The organism is Paenibacillus cineris (assembly GCF_018333335.1).
Lineage (GTDB): Bacteria > Bacillota > Bacilli > Paenibacillales > Paenibacillaceae > Paenibacillus_AQ > Paenibacillus_AQ favisporus.
Genome location: NZ_BORU01000006.1, coordinates 94497 through 121034 on the forward strand (window position 1 = coordinate 94497; position 26538 = coordinate 121034).

22 protein-coding genes are annotated in these 26538 nt (G+C 49.2%); 10 read left to right on the forward strand and 12 right to left on the reverse strand.

Annotated features, from left to right (window positions below):
- Nucleotides 1-64: 64 nt before the first annotated feature.
- Complete coding sequence (locus KI379_RS32385; RefSeq protein WP_200634434.1) at nt 65-1525, reverse strand: MFS transporter; 1461 nt, start codon at nt 1523-1525, stop codon at nt 65-67.
- Between the two features lie 174 nt (nt 1526-1699).
- Here KI379_RS32385 and KI379_RS32390 point away from each other — a divergent pair, with 174 nt between their 5' ends.
- Nucleotides 1700-2128, forward strand: coding sequence for a MarR family winged helix-turn-helix transcriptional regulator (locus KI379_RS32390; RefSeq protein ID WP_212986113.1), 429 nt, complete (start codon nt 1700-1702; stop codon nt 2126-2128).
- Nucleotides 2129-2251: 123 nt separating this feature from the next.
- On the opposite strand, the gene KI379_RS32395 is transcribed toward KI379_RS32390, so the two are convergent.
- Both KI379_RS32395 and KI379_RS32400 read right to left on the reverse strand, forming a co-directional pair.
- Nucleotides 2252-3970 (reverse strand): ABC transporter ATP-binding protein, encoded by a 1719-nt coding sequence (locus KI379_RS32395; RefSeq protein WP_192717493.1) that lies wholly within the window; start codon nt 3968-3970, stop codon nt 2252-2254.
- Nucleotides 3971-3998: 28 nt separating this feature from the next.
- Nucleotides 3999-4352, reverse strand: coding sequence for a VOC family protein (locus tag KI379_RS32400; protein ID WP_089549818.1), 354 nt, complete (start codon nt 4350-4352; stop codon nt 3999-4001).
- 275 nt (nt 4353-4627) lie between these two features.
- Here KI379_RS32400 and KI379_RS32405 point away from each other — a divergent pair, with 275 nt between their 5' ends.
- From KI379_RS32405 to KI379_RS32415, 3 genes are all read left to right on the forward strand, one after another.
- Nucleotides 4628-5770 (forward strand): tyrosine-protein phosphatase, encoded by a 1143-nt coding sequence (locus KI379_RS32405; RefSeq protein WP_244879527.1) that lies wholly within the window; start codon nt 4628-4630, stop codon nt 5768-5770.
- A gap of 226 nt (nt 5771-5996) precedes the next feature.
- Nucleotides 5997-7070: an SPFH domain-containing protein gene (locus tag KI379_RS32410; protein ID WP_212986114.1), complete on the forward strand. Its 1074-nt coding sequence runs from the start codon at nt 5997-5999 to the stop codon at nt 7068-7070.
- Nucleotides 7071-7082: 12 nt separating this feature from the next.
- Nucleotides 7083-8180: a hypothetical protein gene (locus KI379_RS32415; protein ID WP_212986115.1), complete on the forward strand. Its 1098-nt coding sequence runs from the start codon at nt 7083-7085 to the stop codon at nt 8178-8180.
- Nucleotides 8181-8289: 109 nt separating this feature from the next.
- On the opposite strand, the gene KI379_RS32420 is transcribed toward KI379_RS32415, so the two are convergent.
- Entirely contained in the window at nt 8290-8643 is a 354-nt protein-coding gene (locus KI379_RS32420; RefSeq protein ID WP_076176215.1) for a winged helix-turn-helix transcriptional regulator, read from the reverse strand.
- Nucleotides 8644-8840: 197 nt separating this feature from the next.
- Between KI379_RS32420 and KI379_RS32425 the strand changes: the two genes are divergently transcribed.
- Both KI379_RS32425 and katA read left to right on the forward strand, forming a co-directional pair.
- Nucleotides 8841-10256: an MFS transporter gene (locus KI379_RS32425; RefSeq protein WP_089549816.1), complete on the forward strand. Its 1416-nt coding sequence runs from the start codon at nt 8841-8843 to the stop codon at nt 10254-10256.
- Nucleotides 10257-10554: 298 nt separating this feature from the next.
- Nucleotides 10555-12012, forward strand: coding sequence for a catalase KatA (gene katA, locus KI379_RS32430; protein ID WP_212986126.1), 1458 nt, complete (start codon nt 10555-10557; stop codon nt 12010-12012).
- Nucleotides 12013-12081: 69 nt separating this feature from the next.
- Here katA and KI379_RS32435 read toward each other — a convergent pair whose 3' ends face one another.
- Nucleotides 12082-13032: a ring-cleaving dioxygenase gene (locus KI379_RS32435; protein WP_212986127.1), complete on the reverse strand. Its 951-nt coding sequence runs from the start codon at nt 13030-13032 to the stop codon at nt 12082-12084.
- 361 nt (nt 13033-13393) lie between these two features.
- Here KI379_RS32435 and KI379_RS32440 point away from each other — a divergent pair, with 361 nt between their 5' ends.
- Nucleotides 13394-13822, forward strand: a complete 429-nt coding sequence (locus KI379_RS32440; protein WP_089549813.1) for a hypothetical protein — start codon at nt 13394-13396, stop codon at nt 13820-13822.
- On the forward strand, nt 13815-15053 hold the full coding sequence (locus KI379_RS32445) for an MFS transporter (RefSeq protein WP_212986116.1): 1239 nt from the start codon (nt 13815-13817) through the stop codon (nt 15051-15053). Before KI379_RS32440 ends, KI379_RS32445 begins: the two co-directional genes overlap by 8 nt.
- A 127-nt stretch (nt 15054-15180) precedes the next feature.
- Here KI379_RS32445 and KI379_RS32450 read toward each other — a convergent pair whose 3' ends face one another.
- Both KI379_RS32450 and KI379_RS32455 read right to left on the reverse strand, forming a co-directional pair.
- Entirely contained in the window at nt 15181-17013 is a 1833-nt protein-coding gene (locus KI379_RS32450; protein WP_089549812.1) for an amidohydrolase, read from the reverse strand.
- 25 nt (nt 17014-17038) lie between these two features.
- Nucleotides 17039-17224 (reverse strand): XapX domain-containing protein, encoded by a 186-nt coding sequence (locus tag KI379_RS32455; RefSeq protein WP_076176227.1) that lies wholly within the window; start codon nt 17222-17224, stop codon nt 17039-17041.
- A gap of 289 nt (nt 17225-17513) precedes the next feature.
- Here KI379_RS32455 and KI379_RS32460 point away from each other — a divergent pair, with 289 nt between their 5' ends.
- Together KI379_RS32460 and KI379_RS32465 are read left to right on the forward strand one after the other, a co-directional pair.
- On the forward strand, nt 17514-18164 hold the full coding sequence (locus tag KI379_RS32460) for a hydrolase (RefSeq protein ID WP_145029765.1): 651 nt from the start codon (nt 17514-17516) through the stop codon (nt 18162-18164).
- A 33-nt stretch (nt 18165-18197) separates the two neighbouring features.
- Nucleotides 18198-19037, forward strand: coding sequence for an alpha/beta fold hydrolase (locus tag KI379_RS32465; protein WP_089549811.1), 840 nt, complete (start codon nt 18198-18200; stop codon nt 19035-19037).
- An 89-nt stretch (nt 19038-19126) separates the two neighbouring features.
- On the opposite strand, the gene KI379_RS32470 is transcribed toward KI379_RS32465, so the two are convergent.
- From KI379_RS32470 to KI379_RS32490, 5 genes are all read right to left on the reverse strand, one after another.
- Entirely contained in the window at nt 19127-20686 is a 1560-nt protein-coding gene (locus KI379_RS32470; protein WP_212986117.1) for a response regulator, read from the reverse strand.
- Between the two features lie 7 nt (nt 20687-20693).
- On the reverse strand, nt 20694-22580 hold the full coding sequence (locus KI379_RS32475; protein ID WP_212986118.1) for a sensor histidine kinase: 1887 nt from the start codon (nt 22578-22580) through the stop codon (nt 20694-20696).
- Nucleotides 22581-22615: 35 nt separating this feature from the next.
- Nucleotides 22616-24313, reverse strand: coding sequence for an ABC transporter substrate-binding protein (locus KI379_RS32480; protein ID WP_373309646.1), 1698 nt, complete (start codon nt 24311-24313; stop codon nt 22616-22618).
- Nucleotides 24314-24569: 256 nt separating this feature from the next.
- Entirely contained in the window at nt 24570-25433 is an 864-nt protein-coding gene (locus tag KI379_RS32485; protein ID WP_212986119.1) for a LysR family transcriptional regulator, read from the reverse strand.
- Entirely contained in the window at nt 25418-26317 is a 900-nt protein-coding gene (locus KI379_RS32490) for a LysR family transcriptional regulator (RefSeq protein WP_212986120.1), read from the reverse strand. The genes KI379_RS32485 and KI379_RS32490 overlap by 16 nt, the downstream gene beginning before the upstream one ends.
- Nucleotides 26318-26538: the final 221 nt, after the last annotated feature.

Genomic DNA, 26538 nt, shown 5'->3' on the forward strand with positions numbered 1-26538 from the left:
AAAAAACAACCGTCCTTTTTCGGACGGTTGTTTTCAGTATTAAACTGGCTTTTCATCTTAAAAATTAAGCCTTTACCTCCCGGCGCTTCCCCGCCTTCGCCCGGTACATGCGCCAGCCCGTTAAGGCGGCGGCCACCAGGCAGATGCAGGCTGACGTGCTGAACACGGCGTGCATGCCGCTTAAGAAAATGTCGGGATGCCCCGGCACCAGCCCGGTCACCCGCCGGCCGGCGCGGAGGCTCATGACGTGGAACAAAATCGTCGTTGCTACGGTAATGCCGACGACCATGCCCACGTTCCGCACCAAAGAGTTGACGCTCCCGGCTGAGCCGAGCTGCGTGCGCGGCACTTGGGACATGACGAGCGAGTTGTTCGGCGACTGGAACAGGCCGCTGCCGATGCCGAGCATGGCGATCCACAGCCCGACGAGCACGAGGCTGCTTCCTTCATGCAGCCAGGCCAAGCCGAATTGGGCGATCACCATCACGACCAAGCCGGCAAAGGTGAGAAGCTCCGAGCCGATTTTGTCCGATAAAGCGCCGCTCACCGGCGCCACGATGACCATGCAGATCGGGAAGAGCATCAGCAGGAAGCCGGCGGCAAACGGCGATAAATTCAGCATGTTCTGGGCGTAAAACGGCGCGATGATGTTGAAGCAGAAATTGGCCGTAAAGACGAGAAAGCCGCACAGAATGCTGATGGAGAAGAGCGGATTTTTAAACAGCGACAGATCCAGCAGCGCGTCCTTGCGAACCGCTTCGGTGCGAAGGAAGATGACCAGCGCCACCAGCGCGACGGCAAGAGCGAGCAGAATCCAGACGTTGCCGTATCCGGCCTGCTGGCCGAGCAGCAGTCCTGCGAACAAGGTGATGATAAATACCGCGAACAGCGAGCTTCCCGGCACGTCGATCTTGGCCTTGACCCGGATCAAATCCGCCGGCAGCACCTTCCACCCCATGATGATCGCGATCAAACCGATCGGTACGTTAACCCAGAAAATGTACTCCCATCCGAGAGATGAAATGATGATGCCGCCTAAGGATGGCCCGGCAATGCTCCCGAGAGAAACGAACGTGCCGATCAACCCCAGCGCCCTCCCCCGCTCCTTCGCCGGAAAAATATCAGTCAAAATCCCTTGGCTGTTCGCCATGGTCATCGACGCTCCAAGCGCCTGAATGACCCGGGAGACGATCAGGAACGGCAGCGTTGTGCTGAACCCGCACAGCAGCGATCCGATAATGAAGATGATCGTGCCGATTTTAAAAATACGGATCTTGCCTGCGATATCGCCCAATTTTCCGAAGAAAAGAATGACCGCGCAGATCGCCATCAGGTACCCCGTCGTCACCCATTCGATCTGGGCGATCGGCAATCCCATCTGTTTGGACAGCACCGGCAGGGCGATGTTGACGATGCTTCCATCCAGTGTGGACATAAATGTAAATAAATTCAGAACAATGAGGATGATCCAGCGCTTCTTCTGGATATTCGCATCTTCTTGGTACGTCCGCTGTATTGAACTCATGTGGTACCTCCTGCTCCTGTTCATCATTATTAGTTGCATGCGCAACTAATTAGCAGTAACAGTGTACCTTATATTAGTTGCGCTTGCAACCATTTTGAGATAAAATATTTGCTGAACTTGAGTTTATCGTTCCCGTTGTCCCTCCACTTCATGATGAAAGAAGGTGCCGATGTAATGCCAGACAAAGAACCGATTGGCAAGCTGATCTCGTACATCCATCGCCAGAACCAGAAAAGGCTCGCCAAGGAACTGGCTCCTTACGGCATCGGCGGCGGCGGACAGCACAGCTTCCTGAAGGCCATCCTGCATCAACCGGGAATTACGCAGGAACAGCTGACCCAGCAGTTGAAATTCGACAAAGCCACCACGGCCCGTTCCATTAAACAGCTGGAGGCGTCAGGTTATATCGAGCGCAAGCCGGACCCGGATGACCGGCGTTCCCAGCTGCTGTTTCCCACCTCCAAAGCCAAGGAAGTACAGCCTCAGCTGCATGCGATCCTGGATGAATCCAACCGGACTCTAGCCCGGTATCTGACCCCGGAGGAGCATGATCAGCTGATCTTGCTGCTGCACAAAGTCAGCTTGGCCCAAAAAGATGAATAACGTAAAGGAGCCCCACGGGAATCGTGGAGCTCCTTTTTGATGATTAAGGAAGGTATCGGCTTCGGAGAATTGGCTTCCTTATATCGCAAGAAATGCCTCCGCTAAATGCGGTTCAATCCGATATTACGAATGCTGCGACTGGGCCAGGTGCAGCCGGCTGTATATGCCGCCGGCGGCAATCAGCTCCTGGTGCATGCCCTCCTCGGCAATACCCTGTTCATTCACGACCATAATGCGGTCTGCGTTGCGGATCGTCGTCAGCCGGTGAGCGATGACCAGCGTCGTGCGCCCCTGCGACAGCTCGGTCAGCGCCTGCTGAATGGCGGCTTCCGTCTCGGTGTCGAGCGCAGACGTTGCCTCGTCCAGGATAAGGATCGGCGGGTTCTTCAGGAACATCCGGGCGATCGATAAGCGCTGCTTTTGTCCGCCCGACAGCTTCACACCCCGCTCGCCGATGACCGTATCCATGCCCTCCGGCATGGAGCGGATCACTTCGGCCAGCGATGCGCGCTCCGCCGCCTTCCAAATTTCCTCATCGGTGGCATTCAAATTGCCGTATGCGATATTTTCCTTCACTGTCCCGGAGAACAGGAACACGTCCTGCTGCACGATGCCGATGTGCCGCCGCAGCGAATCCAGCTTGATGTCCCGGATATCGATGCCGTCGATCGTAATCCGTCCCCCATCCAGTTCATAGAAGCGCGGCAGCAGGCTGCAGATCGTCGTTTTCCCCGCTCCGGAAGGACCGACAAACGCGACGGTCTCCCCCGCCCGGATCGACAGATCAATATTGTTCAGGATCGGTTTGGCCGGATCATAACCGAAGGTGACGCCTTCGTAACGGATATTCCCTACAACCCGATCCAATTCCACTGCATCCGGAGCATCCGCAATGTCCGGCTCGGTATCCATGATTTCCAAATACCGCCGAAAGCCCGCGATGCCTTTCGGGTAGCTTTCGATGACCGCATTGATCTTTTCGATCGGGCGGAAAAAGACGTTGGACAGCAGCAGGAACGCCATGAACTCGCCCAGCTCGATCCGTCCGCTGAGGAAAAACCAGGCGCCGCACAGCATTACGAACACGGTGACGAGCCGCATCATCATGTAGGTCACCGACATGCTTTTCGCCATCGTCTTATAAGCCATCAGCTTGGTCTGGCGGAAGTTCTGGTTGTCGACGTCAAACAGCTTCTTCTCATGCTCCTCATTGGCAAAGGACTGCACGACGCGGATTCCGCCGACATTGTCCTCGATCCGGGCATTGAAATTCCCCACGTTCCCGAACAGCCGCCGGTACGTCGTGGTCATTCGTCCCCCGAAGTGAATGATCACCCAGGCCATGACCGGAATAATAATAAAGGTCAGCAGCGCCAGCTCCATGTTAATGGAAGCCATCAGCGCAAAGGAGCCGATCAGCGTCATAACCGCAATAAAGACATCCTCCGGCCCGTGGTGGGCCACCTCGCCGACGTCGTTCAGATCATTGGTGATCCGCCCGACCAAATGCCCGGTTTTATGATTGTCGAAGAAACGGAACGAGAGCTTCTGGATATGGTCGAACAGCTTTTTACGCATATCCGTTTCAATGTTGATGCCCAGCATATGACCCCAGTAGGTCACGATATACTGCAGTACCATATTGAGCCCGTAAATGGCCAGCAGCGCCAGACAGGCGACGACGATGATCGCCCAGTCCTTGCTGGGCAGCAGGTTATCGATAAAATGGCTGACGGCCAGCGGAAAAGCCAGCTCCAGCAGCCCGGCGAACACCGCGCACACGAAATCAAGGATAAACAGCCCCTTGTACGGCTTGTAGTACGCGAAAAACCTTCGAATCATGGATGTATCACACTTCCTTGTTGTTATTTTACGGCTTGTGGGCCAGGATATTGATCAGTTTCCCAAAAGGATCCCGTACATAGAAACGGCGCACGCCCCACGGCTCATCCGCCGGACCGTATTCGATCTGAAAGCCCGCCTGCTTCATACGGTTCAGAGCTTCGTCGACGTCATCCACTTCGATGGACAGGTCCGGCACCGGGGTGCCCGAGCCCCCTTCCGATGCGACGCTGACCTGAACATCCATACGGGCATCGGTCCCATAGGTGGCGATCCATCCGTGGTCCATCCACTTCTCCAAACCGAGCACGTCCTCGTAAAAAGTACGGGCAGCCGCCAGATCCTCCGTATGAATGTTCGTGACAATCCGTTTTACTTTCATCTCCATCCCCCCTGTTCCTTTTACTTCCAAGTAACTATTCGACACTGGTCGGGAACCCCCTCCCTGTATGCCGAATTTCCTCTGCTCAGACCCACATCCGCAAGAATTCTGTATCATGGTTCGTTTAAATCTGACACCTTTTATCGTGATTTATGTAAATACTGACACAATTTTACCTTCCGCTAATGCTCGGATAACATGATGCCAACACTTCTCCCTCATCATAAAGAGGACAACATGCATTTTTCCAAGACCAGAGGGGGAGAACAACGACCATGATGAAAAAAACGATTCTGCTGGGCACGGCCCTGCTGCTTTCGGCTGCGCCGCTGTCGGCAGCCACGGCCAGCGCAGCTGCACCTGCGGGCAAAGCGCCCGCGTCCGGTATTCAAGCCAAGGCCAAGCAGGGCAGCTTTACCGGGGCTGCCGTGGAACGGGCCAAAGACGGTACGCTGACGCTGCACTGGCAGACCACCGCCAATCTGGGACCGGTTAAAGTTTACTGGAGCCAGAGTCCGGACAGCGGCTGGAAGGAGCTTGCCCGTACCTACGCCTCGTTTGGCGGCCTGCCAACGAAGGATCCGAATCCGGGCAGCCGGGTTTACTTTAAAGTGAAGGCGGCAAGCGGCGGCGCCATCACAACCGCCGAACGCCTGCTGCCGCTCCAAGGCGCCACCAATTTCCGCGATCTCGGCGGCTACAAAACGGCGGACGGCAAAACAGTCAAGTGGGGCAAGCTGTTCCGCTCGGATGAACTCGCCGGCCTGACGGCAAGCGACATCGCCTATTTGCAAAAGAGCGGCCTGAAGACGATCGTGGACTACCGCACGGACGATGAAGTGAAATCCAAGCCCGATCCGGCGATTCCCGGCACTGCCTATGTCCGCAACCCGGTCTTCGGCCAATCCGGCAGCGGCACTGACATCATGAGCTTCATGGAGAGCGGCGAGTTCGACAAAATGGGCAAGCCTGGCGACGTGCTGACCGCCGCCAACCGCGACATGGTCGACTCCCCTTCGGCTTACGTGAAATTGTTCGACATGATGCTGGATCCGGCATCCGCGGCGCTCGTACAGCACTGCACCGCAGGTAAAGACCGCACCGGCCTCGGCTCGGCCTTGATGCTGCTTGCACTCGGCGTTCCGAAAGAAACCGTAGTCCAGGATTTCATGCTCAGCAACAAATACCGCGAAGCATACAACAAGGCGGCTGTGGACGCCATGGTGAAGCAGTTTAATTTGACGGACGAGAATGCGATTGAAGTCATCACAGCGTTAATGGACGTCCGCCCGGAATATATCAACGCTGCTTTCGACGAAATGGCCAAGAAATACGGCTCGATCCAGGGCTTCCTGGAAAAAGGCTTGGGGCTAAGCAAAGATGAGCAGACAAAGCTGAAGCGGATGTATCTCGAATAGTCGCCTATCCCGGTTCTCCGGATGCGAACATAAAGACGACCTGTATGGGTGAAGCCATACAGGTCGTTCTTTTTTTAGAGATAAGAATGTGTAAACTTCCCCTATCATCCCCGACATATTTTGTCCAATGGTGGCGTATGGTGCTGAACCTTCGTCGATTCGTTGAGACGGACAAACCGGAATCACGTATAATGGAGATAACTGGAATCAAGATGGAGGTTGAACGATGGGTTTGTTTTCTTTTATTAAAGGCCAATTTATCGAGGTTATTGAATGGACGGACGACACCAATGAAATCGTGCACCAGTTTCCGGTCTACGACAAAGCGATCAAAATGGGTGCGAGGCTGACGGTGCGGGAATCGCAGGCCGCGATTTTTCTGAACGAGGGCCAGATCGCCGATGTATTCGGCCCAGGCACGTATACCTTAAGCACGCAGAACATGCCGGTTCTGACGGCGTTAAAGTCATGGAAATATGCATTCAATTCGCCGTTTAAGGCAGATGTGTATTTTGTAAACACGCGTAATTTCACGGATCAGAAATGGGGAACGACCAACCCCATTATGATGCGGGATCCTGAATTCGGAGCTATCCGGATGCGGGGATTCGGCAGCTACGCGTTCCGCGTGCAGGACCCGGCCTTGTTTCTTAAGGAAATCTTCGGGACCCAGTCCTCATTCAGTTCGGATCAAATCGGCGGTTATCTCAAATCGGTGATCGTGTCCGGTGTGAGTGACCTGATTGGCGAGGCCAAAATTCCGATCATGGATATTGCGGTGCAGTACGACGAGCTGAGCTCCGCCCTCCGGACCAAGCTGGAGCCGATTTTCAATGGCATGGGTCTGTCCCTGTCCGGATTTTTTATCGAAAACATCTCCTTGCCGGAGGAAGTTGAAAAGATGATTGACCGGAAATCATCCATGAGCATTGCCGGCAATCTCGATCAGTACATGAAGTTTCAGGCCGCCGAATCGCTTCGCGATGCAGCCAACAATCCCGACAGCGGGCTTGCTGGCGCCGGGGCAAGCCTCGGGGCGGGCATGGCCATGGGGCAAATGTTCAATCAAGCGATGAAGCCCTCGGCGGATGCTGTGGAGCCCCAGTCTGCCGCGCCTGCCCATCCGGCGTCCCCCGTTGATACCGAGCCCTGCGCCCAATGCGGACACGGGCTCAAACCCTCCGAGAAATTTTGCCCGGAATGCGGTACGCCGCGGCTGGAGAAAAAATTTTGCACAGAGTGTGGGGGCAGCTTGAGCAGCACGATGAAGTTCTGTCCGAGCTGCGGCAATAAAGTGTAGAGGAGAGCGCTTATGTCCGTCGAAGCACCGATCCGCTTCCCCTGCTCGGGCTGCGGGGCGCAAATGATTTTTGATACCGAAACCCAGCAGATGAAATGCACGTATTGCGGAAGCCTGGCTCCCATTGAACAGCCCCGTTATCTGTCCGAGCCCACCGAGTATGAGCTCGATTTTGCGGATGAACAAGATCAGGCCTTGAAAGACTGGGGGACCGAGCAGCAGGCGGTCCAATGCGAGAACTGCGGGGCCCAAATGCTCCTGCCTGTCGCGCAGACGGCGGCTCTATGCGCATTTTGCGGTTCCCCCAAGGTCCTGCCCCAAGGGGATCCGGACAGCATACGGCCCGAATCCATCATCCCCTTTCACATCTCGAAGGATGAGGCGAACGCCCTGTTCCTGAAGTGGAAGAAGAAAAAATGGTTCGTGCCCAATGCCTTCAAAAAGCAGCAGACCCGCTCGAATGTTTCCGGCATTTATGTCCCCTTCTGGACCTTTGATGCCCAAACCGATTCCGACTATTCGGCAGAGGTGGGTACCTATCATTACCGCACTGAGACGCGTACCCGAACTGTTGACGGGAAAACAGAGACGTACGAGGAGCAGGTTCGGTACACCGTGTGGCACTGGACATCCGGCTCCTACGATCGATTTTTCAACGATGTGCTTGTTCCTGCTTCCAAACAGCACGACACCCGCTTGATGGAGCAGTTTGACGATTTCAGCCTGGAGGACCTCCGACCCTACAAGCCTGAATATTTAAGCGGTTTTGTGGCCGAAAGGTATACCGTGCCCCTGCGTGAGGGTTGGAGCGACGCGGTATCCCGGATGGACGACAGCCTGGAAGATTCGATACGCCGGCAAATCGGCGGGGACGAACTGCGCAACCTCAGCATCGATACCCAATACTCCGAGCGGACCTACAAGCATATCCTGCTGCCGCTTTGGAATGCCTCTTATACGTACAAGGAGAAGGTTTATCGGTATATGGTCAACGGAGAGACGGGCAGCATCAGCGGCAAGGTCCCGCGCAGCGGATGGAAAATTACGTTTTTCACCCTTTTCTGCGTGCTTGTGGCCGCCGCCATTATTTTGTATTTTTATCAATCCTAAATGTGCCTGTTGGTCGGATTCATAACATTCGCCACTCATAAATATAGAATAAAAAAAAAGAGTTCAGCCTGGTGGCTGAGCTCTTTTTTTAGTTTCTCCGCGGCTTACGTCACATGTTCGAGCTTGCCTGGTTCTCGGTTGATCCCTGGATGTACCGCTCTCCCCACTGGCACATCACATCGATGACCGGCCGAAGAGATTGGCCCAGCTCGCTCAATTCGTAAACGACTTTCGGCGGGACCTGGTTGTATACCGTCCGGATGATGACCCCATCCTCCTCCAACTCTCTAAGCTGCTGAGTCAGCATTTTTTGCGTGATGCCCGGGGTCAACTTTTTCAGCTCGCTCGTTCGTTTCGCTCCATAGGTTAAATGGCATAAAATGAGCGTTTTCCATTTCCCCCCGATGACTTCCAGGGTCGCTTCTATCGGTATATTAAAAGCTTGCGGCATACTCGTTTTCATGGCACTTTTTCCCCCGATCAAAATAGGTACTTTTTGGTTCCTATATTACCTTTTGGTGAAAATGACACAAAAAAGTGCGTACTTCTGTTCCTCGATTATATGATACATAATCTCCTTGTGCCAATAAGGAAATCGGCAGACCCGATCGAGCCGGTTCCGAAAATGGATGATTATTCATAATGAGGAGGACATATCAAATGAAGGCAAACGGTCAAACGTCTCAAAGTTCCGGCAAGCTTTCCTGGGGCTTATTGTTCGTTTTGTGCGGCGCAATTTTTCTGGAAGGGATCGACGTGTCGATGATGGGCGTGGCTCTGCCCTCGATCCGTGCTGAACTGGGCATGTCGACCGGTTCGCTGCAATGGGTAGTCAGCGCCTATGTACTCGGGTATGGCGGCTTCATGCTGCTGGGAGGCCGGGCAGCCGACCTGTTCGGGCGCCGAAAAATGTTTCTGCTATGGCTCACGGTTTTCTTTGCTTTCTCCGGGTTAGGCGGATTATCGACCGAAGGCTGGATGCTGATCACCGCCCGGTTTGTTACAGGCATTAGTGCAGCGTTCATGACTCCGGCCGGCTTATCTATCATCACGACAAGCTTTGCGGAGGGGACTGCACGTAACAAGGCCTTACTCGTTTATGCCGGGACAGCGGCCGCCGGGTTTTCACTCGGTCTTGTGGTCGGCGGCATCTTAAGTGAGATTAACTGGCGTTGGGTTTTCTTTGGTCCGGTTCTATTGGCATTCGTGATTCTTCTAGCCGCGATTCGCCTCATACCGGCCTCTGGTCGGCCGGAGGCCTCCTCCAAAGGCTTCGATCTGGCCGGAGCAGTCAGCGTCACGGCGGCCATGCTGCTTCTGGTTTACGGTGTCGTGGAATCCTCCAACCTGGGCTGGAGCTGGACCGCCGGAATCCTGGCCTGCAGTGCCCTGCTTTTTGGTCTCTTCGCAACGATCGAACGACGCTCGGCTTCCCCCTTGGTACGCCTTGGCATATTTTCTGCCAGCTCACTCGTGCGCGCGAACCTGGGTGCCATGTTGTTTGCCGGCTCTTTTTTCGGGTTCCAATTCGTGACAGTGCTCTACCTCCAAGAACTGCGCGGCTGGTCATCTCTTGAAACGGGTCTTGCCCTGCTCGCCGTCGGTGTCGATTCCATACTCGCACCTACCCTGACCCCCAAGCTGGTAAACCGTTTCGGCAATATTCCGGTGATTTTCGGCGGGTTCTGCCTCGCTGCATTAGCCTACGCCCTTTTTCTTCCCATCGGTTTGGACTGGACCTATGCAGCGATGTTCCCGACGATGATCCTGACGGGCCTCGCCTTTTCGCTGACTTACGGACCTTTAACCATCGCCGCCACGGACGGAATAGCGGAAGAAGAGCAAGGGCTCGCCAGCGGTTTATTGAATACCTCCTTCCAATTTGGCGCCGCACTCGGTTTGGCGGTCGTGACCGCTGTGCAGATTGGCGCTACAGGTTTGGACAAATCCCCGCAAGCCCTGCTCGACGGCTACCGCACAGCGATGATGGTTCCGATTGCCGCTTCCCTTCTCGGGATTGGCATTACCGCCCTCGGCCTTCGTAAACGTTCAGCAGAAAAATATGTAAACAGCTAAAAATAATGGTCCGCCCTGCATCGCAGGACGGACCTCTCATTTGTCTGCTTATCTATGTAGTAACAGCTTAAATCCTCCCACTCGTATCTATCAATAAGCCTTTGTCAATATCTGTCATGGGGATTTCTTATATCTGCGGGGAATTCAGCTCCTTCACCTCTTCTTACACTGACTTCTAAAAAGATATAAACGATAACTATGTCAAATATAGATAGACCGATATTGATCAAAATACAAAATGGATAATAAGATGTTTCTAATGTACTAATTTTACATATTGGGGGTATTTAAATTGGAAATCAAGCATGGCCAATTAACGACAAGTTGGGGAGCCCCGGTTGGAGATAACCAGAATTCTATGACTGCCGGCTCTCGAGGTCCAACACTCATTCAAGATGTCCATCTTCTTGAAAAGCTGGCCCATTTCAATCGTGAACGTGTCCCTGAGCGGGTTGTTCATGCCAAAGGTGCCGGTGCACACGGATATTTTGAAGTAACCCACGATGTGTCCTCATATACCAAAACCGACTTTTTATCCGAGGTTGGTAAACGCACGCCCTTATTTATCCGCTTCTCGACGGTTGCAGGCGAACTTGGCTCTGCAGATACCGTGCGTGACCCTCGTGGATTTGCCGTCAAGTTTTACACCGCAGAAGGGAACTATGACTTAGTAGGAAATAACACGCCTGTCTTCTTCATAAGAGATGCCATTAAATTCCCGGATTTCATCCATACTCAGAAACGACATCCTCAAACCCACCTTAAAAATCCAAACGCGGTATGGGATTTCTGGTCATTGTCTCCCGAGTCCTTGCATCAAGTATCCATCTTGATGTCTGATCGCGGTATCCCTGCTACTTTACGTCATATGCATGGTTATGGAAGCCATACGTTTAAGTGGGTCAATGCAGATGGGCAAGGAGTTTGGGTAAAATACCATTTCAAAACGGAACAGGGTGTTAAAAATCTGGATGTCGAACTAGCTGCTAAACTGGCCGGCGAAAATCCGGATTATCACATTGAGGATTTGTTTCAAGCTATAGAAAAAGGAGACTTCCCCGCGTGGAAGTTGTATGTTCAAATCATGCCGCTGGAAGATGCGGATACTTATCGATTCGACCCGTTTGATGTAACCAAAGTGTGGTCGCAAAAAGACTACCCTCTTATCGAGGTTGGACGTATGGTCCTCAATCGTAATCCGCAGAATTATTTCGCTGAAGTCGAACAAGCAACTTTCTCTCCTGGAGCCTTCGTACCCGGTATTGAAGCTTCTCCGGATAAAATGCTTCAAGGTCGTTTATTCGCCTATGCCGATGCACACCGCTATCGGGTTGGAACAAATCATAACACGCTTCCTATTAATAAACCCGTTATCGAAGTGAATAATAACCAGCGTGACGGTCAAATGCGTTATGATCGCAACGGAGGAAGTTCAATGTATTATGAACCGAATAGTTACAACGGGGCGACTGAATCTGCAGCATACAAGACAGCTACGTTTGAGGTATCCGGTTCAGCCGACAGTGTCCCTTATGACCATCATGACCATTACACTCAACCTGGTGACTTGTATCGGTTACTTAGTGCAGAAGAACGCGGGCGCTTGGTAAATAATATTGTGAATGCCATGAAACCGGTTGAAAAGGATGAAATCAAACTTCGTCAAATCGCCCATTTTTATAAAGCCGATCCTGAATGGGGAAATGCGGTTGCTACGGGGCTTGGTTTAAGAGATATGGAGACTTTATCCTATTAAACAAAAAGCAGTTATCACAGCTAATCATAGCCTGTGTAACTGCTCTTTTTACGTTATCAAACGGGTGTTTCATTGCTTGATTGATTCCAATTCGCGCACTTGGATAGGTGGCAGGTTCTTTTCAATTTCAGCGCGGCTGTCTTCATACCATGAAGGAAGCATGATGGCCTCGCCCAGATGATCCTCAGGCTCATCATTTGCGAAACCTGGCGGATCCGTCGCAATTTCAAACAAAATGCCGCCTTGTTCACGAAAATAGATCGCATGAAAATACTGTCGGTCAATAATCGGTGTAGGCTGTAAACCGCTGCTTTCCACATGGCTTCTCCAGGCATCATGGTCTTCAAAATCCTTGGCTCGCCACGCGATATGGTGAACGGTGCCGCTACCTGGGATCCCCCATTCCATGGGCTCCGCATTCACATCAATGAGGTTGCCGATGTCCCCTTCAGCCTTATAGCGAATAAAGTCGCCATCCTGCCCTACCCTTTCAAGACCTAAAACGTCCTCAAGTACCTGCATGGTCTTGGTGGATGCAACACTGTATAGCACGGCGCCCCCAAATCCTTTGATCGCCTTATCCGCCGGGATACCTCCGAATGACCACGTACTGAGCGCTCCGTCTTCCCGTTCAACAATCTCTAACTGCAGACCGTCAAGATCTAAAAATTCGATATAGTTTTCAAAAAAGCGGGTACTTTCCGTGAAGGAAATATCAAACGCCATGAGGCGTGCTTTCCAAAAATCAATTGCGCCTATGGGTACTACGTACGTTGTTGTACCTACTTGTCCTCCTCCAATGCGACCCTTGCGGGAAAGTTCGTGCGGGAAGAACGTCATAATCGTTCCGGGGCTGCCTTTTTCATTGCCGAAGTACAAATGGTATACCTCGGGTGCGTCAAAGTTAATTGTTTTTTTCACAAGACGAAGACCTAGAACTCCAGCATAAAAATCTACATTTCTCTGCGCATCCTTCACGAAACAAGTAATATGATGGATGCCTGCCGTTTTCTTTATGATATTCCCCATCCTTCCCAGACTCCTTTTGTTAGGTTTTTGCGATCCTGCTAATAACTGAAAAGCACTCCTGATTCAAATCATAGAGAAAAGAGCAGCAGCGAACCATTCCATTATTTCTATACTTGCATAGCGAATTTACTATATCTTTTGTACGAAAAACCCATAACGCAAAAGGCCGAGGATTTTCCCAAGCCGTCGCGATGATTATAAGAAAAAGCTATATGAGACATAGAAATATCGATATTGATCGTGCGAACCGCTGTTTAATACGATTGTGATACATATCTGGTTCTTGGAATTCAATATCTATAGAACTCCTTGACTGGAGAATGAATCTCGTAAAATACAAAGGAGAGTTTGGATGGGAGTACGTTTTTTAAAAATGGCTGTTATTTATATTGTTCTCGGTATTGGCATTGGAATCTACATGGGTGCAACATTGAATTTTGCATTGACTAGCGTTCATGCCCACACCAACCTTTTCGGATGGGCAACTTTAGCCCTTTGCGGATTTACTTATCTGCGCTTTCCCAAAGCCGCAGCGTCCCGTCTGGCCCAATGGCACTTCTGGTTGCAGGGCATAGGTTTGCCAATCATGTTAGTCTCTCTGTCCTTTATTGCAAACGGCTATGATCAGGAATGGTTATCCACGATTAAACGTATAGGTGAATCCGTTGCCGGAAGCGGCATTCTTGTTTTTGCTGTCAACGTGTTTTTAAATGTGAAGGAAACCAATGCAGCTGTAACAAAAGGGACGCCTGCAGAAGAAAGGGGAATCACGATTGATTAATCCAGCAAAGCAAGCGGCACCACGTTATAACCTTACGACCCTGATTCTATTCTGGTGCTCATTAATTGTCGTCTCATCCCTATATTTAACGATCCCCCTGTTTCCCTTATTTGAGGACGTATTCCAGATTTCATCTTCCAAAGCAGCTTGGGCAGGAAGCGCCTTTTCATTTGCTTTTGCCGGCGGAGGACTCCTGTTCGGGGGGCTTTCCGACCGCTACGGACGGAAAAGAATGATGATATCCGGATTATGCCTGCTCGCGGTATCAACCCCTTTTATTGGAACGGTCCATGAGTTTCAGTGGCTTATTGTGCTGAGGGTTATCCAAGGATTGGCAGCATCCATGTTTCCCCCTTCTGTGTTAGCCTACGCAATAGAGATGTTCCCAACGAAAAAAAGAGTAACGATCCTCGGATTTATAAGCACCGCCTTTTTGATGGCCAGTATCGTTGGACAGATCTATAGCAGCACCGTCATATTGGAACTAAGCTGGAGATATGTATTTTACATCCTTGGCATCGTGTATTTTATTTCGTTTTTTCTGATTACCTTATGCATACCTAAAGATATCATCCAGAAGCCGGAGGGCAATTTCTTTTCTCCGTTAAAGCGCATTGGCGGTATTTTCAAGAAAAAAAGCCTGCCCTTTTGTTACATCATTTCCTCAACTCTCTTTATTGCACTCGTCGGTTTTTTCTCTACGCTTGGAAGTTATCTAAGCAGCGCTCCCTTCAGTCTGAGCCACCAGGAAATCTTATGGGTTCGCGCAGCCGGTATCATCGGCATGCTCGTTTCCCCGTTTGATGGAAAGCTCGTTGCTAGGTTTGGCGTAAAAAATGTACTATGTTGCGGTCTGATCTTGGCCGGTATTGGCCTAGGTCTGGTAGGCGCCTGGGAGAACCTTGCGTTTTTAATCTTGGCGAGTATTGTTTTTGCAGCTGGCATAGCTATGGCTCTTCCCGCCTTGTTGTCTCTAATAGGCACTTTAGCTGGAGAGTTACGGGCTAGCGCTCTTTCTTTCCATATGTTTATGCTATTTATCGGAGCCTCACTTGGCCCCATCGTCTCGGTTTATCTGACCGGCATCAAAGGTCATGTGTTCACATTCGAGGTGTTGGCCGGATTACTGCTGCTAAGTACGATTGTCCCATTCTTCATTCGCTTGGAGAAAAAGGAAACCGCCGCCACCCCAATCCATCCGCCCAATCAAACTAACGTTGAGCATCATTGAAAAGATGGCTCCTGTTTTGATCGGGGCCGCTGATGAAATCTTCTAAATCAAAAGGTACAGTCCCCCATTTTCAATGAGGGGACTGTACCTTTTGTCTGACCTAGGATCGCCTTAGGTTTATTTACTTTTAGAAGACAAAGCAATCCAAGTCGCAGAAACCGCTGCCGTGATGATGGTTACACTTATGATGAAGATGGACCTGTTTAGGCGTATGGGCACCTGATCCACCACCTCCATATTCCGGCCCCTTGTAATAGCCGCCAAAGACATTATGCGGAGACCAGTCTGGGCTGGCTTTGGGAGCTGGAGGCGACAAAGACTGAAATTCGCTGGTACCGTAGACAATCTTACCACCTACGACGGTAAAGACAGATTCAATTTTTTTAATTGCTTCTTCCGAGACATGAAAGAAATTATCGGAAAGGATCGTAAAATCAGCATATTGACCCGGTTTGATCTGCCCTTTCACATCTTCTTCCTTTGAAAACCATGCATTCCCCGTCGTATACATCCGAAGCGCTTGGTGTCTCTCTACACGATTAGAAGCAGGATACAGGCTTAATCCTCCCAGTGTTTTGCCCGTCACTAGCCAATATAAGGCCACCCAAGGATTATAGCTTGCTACTCTGGTGGCATCCGTTCCCACACCAACGCGCAGTCCGGACTTCATCATCTTGGTTATCGGAGGAGCATTCTCCGCTGCTTTTGCCCCATATCTTTCGACAAAATATTCCCCCTGGAAAGCCATTCGGCTTTGAACCGCGATCGAACCTCCTAATTCGACGACCCGCTCCAAATCCTTCTCATGAATCGTTTCGGCATGATCCAAAATCCAGCGCAAGTCTTTGAACGGCACCTCTTTGTTGACGCGTTCAAAAACATCGAGAAAACGTGTTATGGATTCTCCATAAGTGGCATGAAGACGAAACGGCCAACGTTGTTGAACGAGATGTTGGGTAACTTCAAAGAGTTCATCTTCGAGTACAGCTGGAAGCTCCGGGCGAGGCTCAACAAAATCCTCAAAGTCTGCTGCGCTGTACACAAGCATTTCACCTGCACCGTTATGACGATAATAAGAACTGCCCGTGTACGGCTGCGATGAAGCGGTCCATGCTTTAAAATCGTTTAATTCATTTTTGGGATGCTGGGTGAATAAATTATACGCCGTGCGAACCGTAATTTCTCCACGTCTATCCAGTTCCTCAAACACCTGATAGTCATCGGGATAGTTCTGAAAGCCCCCTCCAGCGTCGATCACGCTTGTCACACCAAATCGATTCAATTCCCTCATAAAGAGTCGGGTTGAATTCATTTGGTCCTCATAAGAAAGCTTTGGCCCTTTAGCTAAGGTGGCGTACAATATCGTTGCATTAGGCCTGGCGATGAGCATTCCTGTTGGATTGCCCCGGCTGTCCCTTTGGATTTCTCCGCCTGGCGGATTAGGCGTATCCTTCGTATACCCTATTACCCGTAAGGCAGCTTTGTTCAAAAAGGCTTGGCGGTAAAGATTAAGGATAAAAACGGGGGTTTCCGGAGCAATTCGATTGATTTCATCCAGAGTTGGCATCCGGCGTTCGATGAATTGGAACTCCGTCCATCCGCCTACAACACGGACCCAATGAGGTGCTGGTGTACGATCAACCTGCTTTTTCAGCATTCGCAATGCATCCGCTACGGATGGCACTCCATCCCAGCGAAGTTCAAGGTTATAGTTGAGACCACCGCGAATGAGATGAATATGTGAATCGTTCAAGCCCGGTATCAACATTCGTTTGTTGGCGTTGACAACCTGCGTGGAGGATCCTACATATTTCATAATTTCGGCATCATCACCCACAGCCAGAAACTGGCCGTCCTTAACGGCAACTGCCGATGCGGTAGGATTTACATCGTCCATCGTTACGATGCTGGCATTGTGAATGACTAGACTGGCCTCAACATCTTTCGTTTTTCTAGACATGATTCCGCTCTCCTTTTCGATTGCATTATTTGTGGTTTAGCCATTGCTGGATCCACGGGATCAACCGCTGGCCTACAAACATTCCGGCGAGACCGAGCAGTCCTAAAAAAGGCGGTGCTGGCGACGGGATCTTAAGCGATTGAAAAACAACGCCAATGACAATACCTGCGGCAAGAGCTAAGGCCATAGAACCTATAGAACCTGTGCTCATAGTCAATACCTCCTTTAATACGAATTGTGATGTTCTTGCTAGACTGCCTTTATCCATAAGTCTAAAAGTCGACATTTTTACTAACAATATGGCTTTTTCTATAACAGCCATAGGAATTGCTTATGTATATTCCTTATAGAACTTTCGAAGTATATAGGATTTTCCTATGAAAAATATAGAAAACTGAAGATTGTTTGCACATTGGTATTTCCATAGACTGAATACATGCAGCAGAAACTCCAACGGATCGGGCCCTGTTGCAACCAAAATCTAGGAGGTAGGATCCTCTATGTTTAATGACAAGACAGATTTACTGACGGCTGAAAACTCTGCAATTATTCTTATTGACCATCAGCCTCAAATGATCTTTGGTGTTCAAAGCGCGGATCGTCAAACCATCATTAACAACACGGTTGGGTTGGCCAAAACCGGGAAAGTCTTTAATGTGCCCACCATTCTTACAACGGTGGCTGCAGAATCATTCTCAGGCCCGATTCATCCGCAAATTCAAGAGGTATTTCCAGATCAGGTACCGATCGACCGTACAACAATGAACTCTTGGGAAGACGACAACCTGGTACAAGCCGTGAAGAAAACAGGCCGTAAAAAGCTGGTCATGGCAGCGCTCTGGACGGAGGTTTGCCTTGCTTTTCCTGTTATTGGAGCTATTAAAGACGGATATGAAGTGTACATTGTAACGGATGCTTCAGGCGGGACGACTGCGGAAGCGCATAACATGGCCGTTCAACGCATGATCCAAGCAGGAGCCATCCCCGTTACCTGGGTTTCTGTTATGCTTGAGTACCAACGCGATTGGGCTCGCCAGGAAACCTATGACGCCGTGATGTCGATCGCTAAGGAGCACACCGGTGCTTATGGCGCGGGCATTGTATATGCCCAAACGATGTTTGGCGGCCACGAGGGCGGGAGCCACAACTAATCATCATCATTAAAAAACAGAGGAGAATGAAACATGCCAAAATTATTAGTCGGAGAAGAAAATGGGCACCCTATTCAGTTGAATTTTGAGGATGTTGGCGCAGGCAAACCTGTCATTCTGATTCATGGTTGGCCGCTGAGCGGACGCTCTTGGGAGAATCAGGTTCCAGCGCTCATCAATGCAGGTTACCGCGTGATTACCTATGACCGCCGTGGATTCGGGCAATCCTCCCAACCGTGGAACGGATATGACTATGATACGTTTGCAGCGGATCTTCATAAGCTTATCGAACAGCTGGACCTTAAGGATGTAACGCTGGTCGGATTCTCGATGGGTGGCGGAGAGGTAGCCCGTTACATCGGTACATACGGAACAAGCCGTGTCAAAAAAGCCGTGCTGGCCGCTGCGGTTCCACCGTTCTTTTACAAGTCTGCCGAGCATCCGGAAGGTGGTCTGGATGAAGCCACGATTCAAGGCTTCCTAGACGGTTTGAAAAAAGACCGTGTCGCCTTCCTTGACGACTTCACTCACAATTTCTTTAAAGCAGGGGATCGAACCGATCTGGTTAGCGAATCTTTCCGCCATTACAACCTTGAAATTGCTTCTTCTGCTTCGCCAAAAGGGACGCTGGATTGTGTTGAGGCTTTCGGCCGGACGGATTTCCGTGGCGATTTGGCAAAATTTAATATCCCACTGCTTGTTATCCATGGGGATTCCGATGCAATTGTGTCGCTTGAAGTCAGCGGTCAACTTTCCCACGAAGCGGTTCCAGGTAGTCAGCTCGTCGTCATCGAAGGGGGACCTCATGGTCTAAACGCGACTCACCCTGAAGAATTCAATACAGCTTTAATTAACTTTCTGAATGCTGAATGATTGAAAGGTGTGAACTTTGACCCATGAGAGGATGCTTTTTCACAAAAAAAAGACCCTCTTATGGGTCATTTGTGTTTTAGTCTTTCTCATCACTCGGTTTCAAACCGTCTCCGCTGGCTTCGAAATTCCAGCGCTGTGATGCCTTCGGTATCCTTGAATATTCTCGTAAAATGCTTCACATTTTCGAATCCAACCTGATCGCTGATTTCGTACACCTTCAAATCGGAGTGCACCAGAAGTTCCTTCGCCTTATCCAGCCTTAACCGGCGAACATAGTTCGAGAAGCTCTCACCGGTAAATTCTTGGAAGGCTTGGCTGAAATACGAGTAATTGAGTGAGAAATGGTTGGACACCACCGCCATGTTTAAATTGTCGGCATAATGCGTCTGCAGGTAGGTGAGTACTTTTTGCATCGTATTTTGTTCCGTTGGCACCTGCTCTTTCCGATCTTGGATGAACCGATCCAGACGATCGAGAAGCTGTTCGACGGATTGGTAATAATCCTCAAATCGATCGAAATTTCCGATGTGACCAACAGGAGCGTACTTCATTAATAGACCGAATACCTTAAAGCCGTAGATGCGGAACAACTTATCGAACAGCTCCTCGTTCAGCAGCTGACTAATACGTTCCAGATAGCCGATTTCACTGCTGCTAATGATGCGAACATCGAGGATTTGATCCAGAAGTTGTTTGATTTCATCCCCGCGTCCCATTCCAAGGAGATTCAATATCCGCCCAATCAACTCCATAGGGACGACATACCGCTCATTGCGATCACTTATGCCAGCGTAATCCAGCACATCGAGATCTGGAAGCAGAATCCCGTATTTCATAGTTTGCTTCGCCTGACTGTATGCCCACCTTATCTGCTCAATCCCTTGAACGGAATCACTAATCGCAATTCGCAGCTGTGTCTCATACTCACTTAACCCCCACTGTTCCGCCAACCGGTAGAACATATCGGGATTGCTTGCTATCATAATCGTTCCGCCTTTTCCATCACGCGTCAGCATCCAATTCATATGCCCTTGTAACAGCTCAGCGATTTGATTCCTGAAAGAAGCTGCATCCGTACTGCTTGCCTGTGAACTTCCACCACGTTGCGTAACCAAGCCCAGTGTATATCCTGCATCCAACCAGCTTAAGCCGGCCTGCTTCAGCTTGTTCGGTGTGATCGCATCATCCACATCCTTCTGGGTTAAATGCAGGGTAACCAGCTCGGCAGCAAAAAGGCTGGCATCTTCGCCCGCCTGGTCTGCTCGCTCTTCTCTTTTCTTTATATCCAGCATTAATCGCTCCAGGACGGCAAACAACTCCTCCCGAATCACAGGCTTTACGAGATAATCCTTCACAGCAAAGCGGATCCCTTTCTGCGCATATACGAAGTCATTATAGCCAGACAGCAGTACAACCTCGGGTTTAACCGGATGGTCTTGCAGTTGGTCAAGCAGTTCGATCCCATCCATAATGGGCATTCGGATATCCGTAAACATAATATCCGCAGGCTCCTGGCGCAGCAGCTCCAGCGCCTCTTCTCCATTCTCGGCAAATCGATATTTAAACAGATCGGGGAACTGCCTCTCAATGACTGATTGCAAGCCCCTCCGAATGATCTTCTCGTCGTCGACGATCAGCAAGCTAATCATAGATGTCCTATCCCCCTCCCATGACCCGGTACGGCAAAGTCATGATTATGCGTGTATAGCTTCCTTCCTGACTTTCGATCCGAATCCCATATTCCACCCCATAGCTCATCACTAAACGTTGGTCCACATTCCGCAGACCGATTCCATTACCGTCCTCGTTCTCCTTACGAACGAATAATTGCCGGACCTCCTGATAAGCATGCTCTTCCATTCGCAACATTTGATTCAACAAGCCCAGCGTTTCATCCGGTATGCCGCGGCCGCTGTCCGTAATCTCTATGACACAAGCTTGACCACGCCGGACGGCAGAGATCGTAATGAGAAGATTTCCGTCCTTGGAATGCATGCGGCTCATCCCATGCTTGATTGCATTCTCGACTACGGGCTGCAGCGACATTTTAAGCGATTCCTGCTTGAGGCATTCCGGTTCAATAGACAATCGGAGATCAAGTCTGCCATCATAACGGATGTTCATGACGGATACATAATGCTGGACCTGCTGGATCTCATCGCTGAGCATCACGTGATCCTGCCTCCATTCCATCGAATACCGCATCATACCACCTAACGAGGTCATGATGTCCGATATAAGATACTGCCCCTCAATCTCCGCCAGCATCTTGACGTTCTCCAGCGTATTGTAGAGGAAATGGGAATCGATCTGGTTCTTCAGCGCCCGAAGCTCAGCTTCTTTGCCTGCCGCCTGCCGAGCTGCCTGGTCTTGAATGAGCTCGTTAATTTTCAGAATGAGCTTGCGGTAATGAAAGCCCAGCTCTCCTACCTCATCGGTACCGGTAATCGGCGGCAGCTCGACGTTAAAGTTACCGTTTCTCACCTGCTGCATCGATTCCCTTAATGCCTTAAGCCTGCGCAAAATGATCGCTTGCATCGAGTAAGACAGCAGAACGAGAAATGCCGCCAGTAATGAAACGAGCACGATATAACGAACCCTCGAATGGTTAATGCCTTCCATGGTTTCCTCAAGACTAGCCATATTGACCAGATGTACGTCAATCGATGGGATGTAGCTCTGTAAAGCCAAGTAGGAATGTCCATTAACCTCGAACCGCACCGTCTCGTAATCCGTATGGCTCGTCAGCTTTATGCTGCTTATCAATTCCTCCGCGCCGTTCTGCTTGAACACGGACGAATCCTTTAAGCTGAAAACTTGTCCGTTCCTTGCGACTACGATCAGCTGGGAGTTTTTATCCTGTACGCTGCTGAACGTTTGGGAGAAGAAATCGGATAACTGCATCGATATCTCTAGAATCCCGTTGTGGGTAGCATTGTCCGGATACTTGAATTCCTGTAAGTACGTCATGAAGGGCTCGTTCGGCATTTGTTCGGAGGGCATACCGGTGAGGCCGACGTTCTCCTGTATCTCCCACCAGGGTAAGCCGCCTTGCTTCATCACGTCATCATGCCAAGGCTTGCTCTGAATACGCGATTCCTGCAGGATAACCGGCCAAATCTCATTCACATATCGGTTATCCGTGAATAGACGGACATTCGCGATTCGCGGATTGTTAAACAGAAAATATTGAAAGCTGTTGACCACGTCCTTCTTTATATGAAGAACTTGCGCCGTATCCTGAAATTGTTCGATTTGCAGATAATTATTCATTTCCCGATTGGATAACGCAAGCTGACCGGTCCATCCCATCAGCTCTACGTTATTCTCAATGTTGATCTTCTCTACTTCCAGCACATTCTTATTGTTCTCCAACAATTCCTTCATTGCCTTGGCGGACTCTTCATTAAGCGTATACCAAGAGAATAAAACAACCGGTATAAAAATAACGAATATAAAGGACAAGATCAGTTTGACTTGAAGCGAAAGGTTAAACGTAAATGCACGTATCTTCAATAACCAACGGATTGCCGCGAATCCCATTCCCTATTTCACATCCTGCTGCTTCCTCTATCGAACTATTGATTAAGCGACGACTTCAGCTTCTGTACATTTCGTTCATAAGCCGCCTGGCGGCTTGCTGCGATGGCTTCATACTCGGGATCCTCGGTAGTGGCTTTCATGAATTCGGCGAACAGTCGGTCGAATTCGGCATTCGATTTCGACATCAGCAGCTTCGGCAGCGTCTCCGCCCAGAGCCGCGTATTTTTGCCTACCGCAATACCTTCCTTCGTTGTCGGGTCCGGGTCCAGGTTTTCGAACTCGCTTGTGCTAACCGTCTTGCCCCTCGTCCAATCGGCAATTTGTTTGGAAGGCTCGGCATCCATCCCCGTCATCCATGCTAGATTCATGTTCGTATCCATTAGCATCCAGTACATATAAGAACCGCCATATTTGCTATCGAACGCTTGGCGATCGGTATTAAGCAGCTGCATGACCTCCGGCAGGAACTGATCTTTGCCGTCAATCGTATCGTAGGTAACGCCCTTCTCTCCTAAGAACAGGTCCTTGTTTCCCTCTTCGCTGAGCAAATAGCTGAGGAAGGCGATGGCCCTCTTCTTGTCTTTGACGTTCTTCGAGATGAGCGTCACGGTCCAACCGGAGATGCCGTTTCCTGCAAGGGTTGGCGCATCATGCGCATCGTTCGCCGGACCGTCAATCGCGATATAGACCTTATTCGGGTCCTTCTGATACAGCGCCTGGTTAATCTCTGAAAAATCGGACCACTGATACAGCATGGCAAAATAACGCCCTTGCGATATTTTTTCGTCCTTTTCCACTCGTTTCTCATCAAGAAAAACATCTGTCGGCATCAGTCCGTCCTCATTCGCTTGGCGAAACATCTTCAGCCATTTCAAATAGGTCGGGTCGCTACGACGGTCGTACAATTTGCCGTTTTTCTGCTTCGGAATGGCTAGGAAGTTCTGAAGATAATCTTCCAGCGAATAGTTGCCGGTTTCCGTAAATTCATGAAGGCCAATCGGGATGAGCGGCTTGCCGTCTACTTCCGGAAACTTTTCCTTCGCAGCCTTCAGCGCGCCGAGAAACCCTTCCGGCGTGCTCATATCCGGCTCCCCGAGGGCTTCATACATGTCTTTCCGAACAACGAAGGTCTGATTAGACGTAAAAAGCTTGCCGTATTTTTGATAATCCGCAGGCGATGAAGATGCATTCGGGTAGCTGTACACATTCCCGTCAGCCTGTGTGTACCAGTTAAGCTTCTCTGGGTCAGCAGCTTTTAAAAAATAAGGATCGTATTGTTCCGCCAGCTCATTTAATGGAAGCACCATATCTCCATTGATCATCTTCTGTACGGAATCCTCGTAGGAGCCTAGCGTGATGAAGTCAGGGAGCGACCTTGCTGACATCATCGTGTTGAGCTTCTCCCCGGCGTCTCCAGCAGGCACAATAAAGTTCAAACTGACACCCGTTTTCTTCGTTATATAATCGGAAACGACGTTGCCCCCCCACTTACCGGTGAACCAATCGAAATTGATATACCAGTCAAACGTTATTGGTGTCGTATCCAGCTTCCAAGCGGGCTCATTTGGAGATAGCTTCATTTGAGAAGCATCTGCCTTTTTAAGACTGTCGTTGAAAATCGTATCATCAGCAGCGCCCTTGCTCGATGTGTCCGTGCTCCCGGAACAAGACGCCAAAGTCCAACACATCATCAGAGCCAGTAACAGCATTGCCGGTTTACGCATTTTCCCCATTCAAAAATTCCCCTTCGGCCTTTAATATCCCATCATTTAATATATTTCCACAAAAACAGACAATTGCCGTTCAGAATCCTTAATGTATTGCTAGTATAAAGGTTATAGCAGGTAAAGGAAAGAGTCTAACCTGATAAGCAGGGTTACTATATTTGGGATATTTTCTATACCGACTAACGCGAATAAGCGAGCAAGACAGGAAATATTCCTTCGTCTAGGCTCGCATTCATTAGCTATGATGTTGTAGTTCCCTTATCTATGATTCCAGAAAAAAATCGATACATTTCTGAACAGAAGGATTATGGTGATGATCCTTTTTAAAAATAAGCTTCATCTCACGTACAGGCGTTAGATCTACGAAACGAATCATTTTCAGATGCTGCCCAGAAAATGTTTCAATTAATGAAACAGGCAAAATAGCTACCCCCAACTTTTGCAGTACCATAGAAAGAAGAATAGCCGTCGAAGTGGACTCAAATTTCGATTGTAAATATTTGTTCATTTTCTCGCTGAATGTATGAAGATGCTCGATTAAACTTTTATCGCCAACAAATAAGGAAGATTCTAAATTTTCTAGCTCTTGAAAAGAAATAAAGGTTCGATCTGCCCATGGATGATCCGCATAAACGACCAATGCTTGTTCTTCTTTATACAGGTGCATCGCATGAATTTCTTTGTTTGGATCATATTTGTCGGCAATGCCAATATCTATACGACGATTCAATAATTGCTGTGATGTATTTTCTGTACTGGCAAATTTTAATGTAATGTCAGGATACTGTTCATGGAATTTCAAAAAACGGGGGATTAAACCATTAAAGTCCACTGGAGAAATGCCTATCGAAAGTTGATTTGCCCGAGCATAGCGTAATTCATGAGTTTCTTTCTTCGATTCTTCAATGAGCCTCATGACGGAAAGAGCTTTCTCGTAAAGTATTTCCCCGTCATCTGTAATCTTTACACCTCTGCCAACTCTCTGAAACAAAGGGGTTCCAACTTCTACCTCTAAAAAGCGGATTTGTTGGCTTAAAGTAGGTTGAGAAATCATTAACACTTCTGCAGCCTTAGTAAAGCTCCCTGCTTTGCAGATTTGAATGAAACATTCTAATTGCCTGAACATGGAAGATTCACCTCAACCTCTCTTACATAGGAATCCATCTCTTGAATGAATAGACGTGCCATGGGCCTCATCGTAACGGAATGAAGATATACAAGAGATATATCCCAACGAGGTATATGGCCTTCTAATTTGACAATACGCAAAGAATCATCCCTGAGGCTCTCAAGCAAAGATATGGGTATAATAGCTGCTCCAAGTCCATGACGAACCCAGTGAATCAATACTGAAGTGGAGGAAGTTTCTATGCTCGACTTCAAGGCAAACCCACTTGAGAAACAATACATATCAAGCAATGATTTGTTTTGTTCTCGGAACATGATCGAGTTCATTTGCTTCAAAAATCGAAAAGGAATCGAAGATTTATTAGCCAAAGCATGTTCGGAGTGAATCAATAGCGCCATTTCTTGTCTATACAAATGAGTCGAAATGAGCGAAGTATCCAAAACTGGATATGCAGTGATCCCAATGTCCACCCTTTGCTCCAAAACCTTATTTTCGACATCCTCTGCATCAATAATTTTTAATAAAATATTCGGGTACTTTTGATGAAATCTCATGAAGTAAGGAGCAAGATATTCAAGTTCAGCAGGACAACATCCAATAGAAATGGTTTCTCTGGATTTGTTGATTCGGCCAACGATTTCATTTCGCGCTTCTTCAAGAAGATTCATAATGGCATTGCCCTTATTCAAAAGAATTTTTCCCGCTTCCGTTACCTCAACTCCTCTACTTACCCGATCGAACAATTGAATATTATACTCATCTTCCAAAACCCGAATTTGCTGACTTAGTGTAGGCTGAGTCACACCTAATTCTTCTTTAGCTTTGGTCAAACTTCCAGATTTGCAAACTTGAATAAAATATTCAAGCTGACGTAATTCCACAATGTATCCCCCCCTTTGTTAATTTGTTCTTCGGTTTCTTAACCTGGCGATTTTCCAGACACCATCCTTGCTGATCAGTACTCTTACTTATTACTTACCGTATGAAGTGCTCATTCGCTGGTGGTCATGAGCGTGATCGTGGTAATTGCTGAACTTCTCTGTAATAAACATTATATGAAGGAAACTATCATGTAATATATCCGCTACATTTCAGGTGAAGG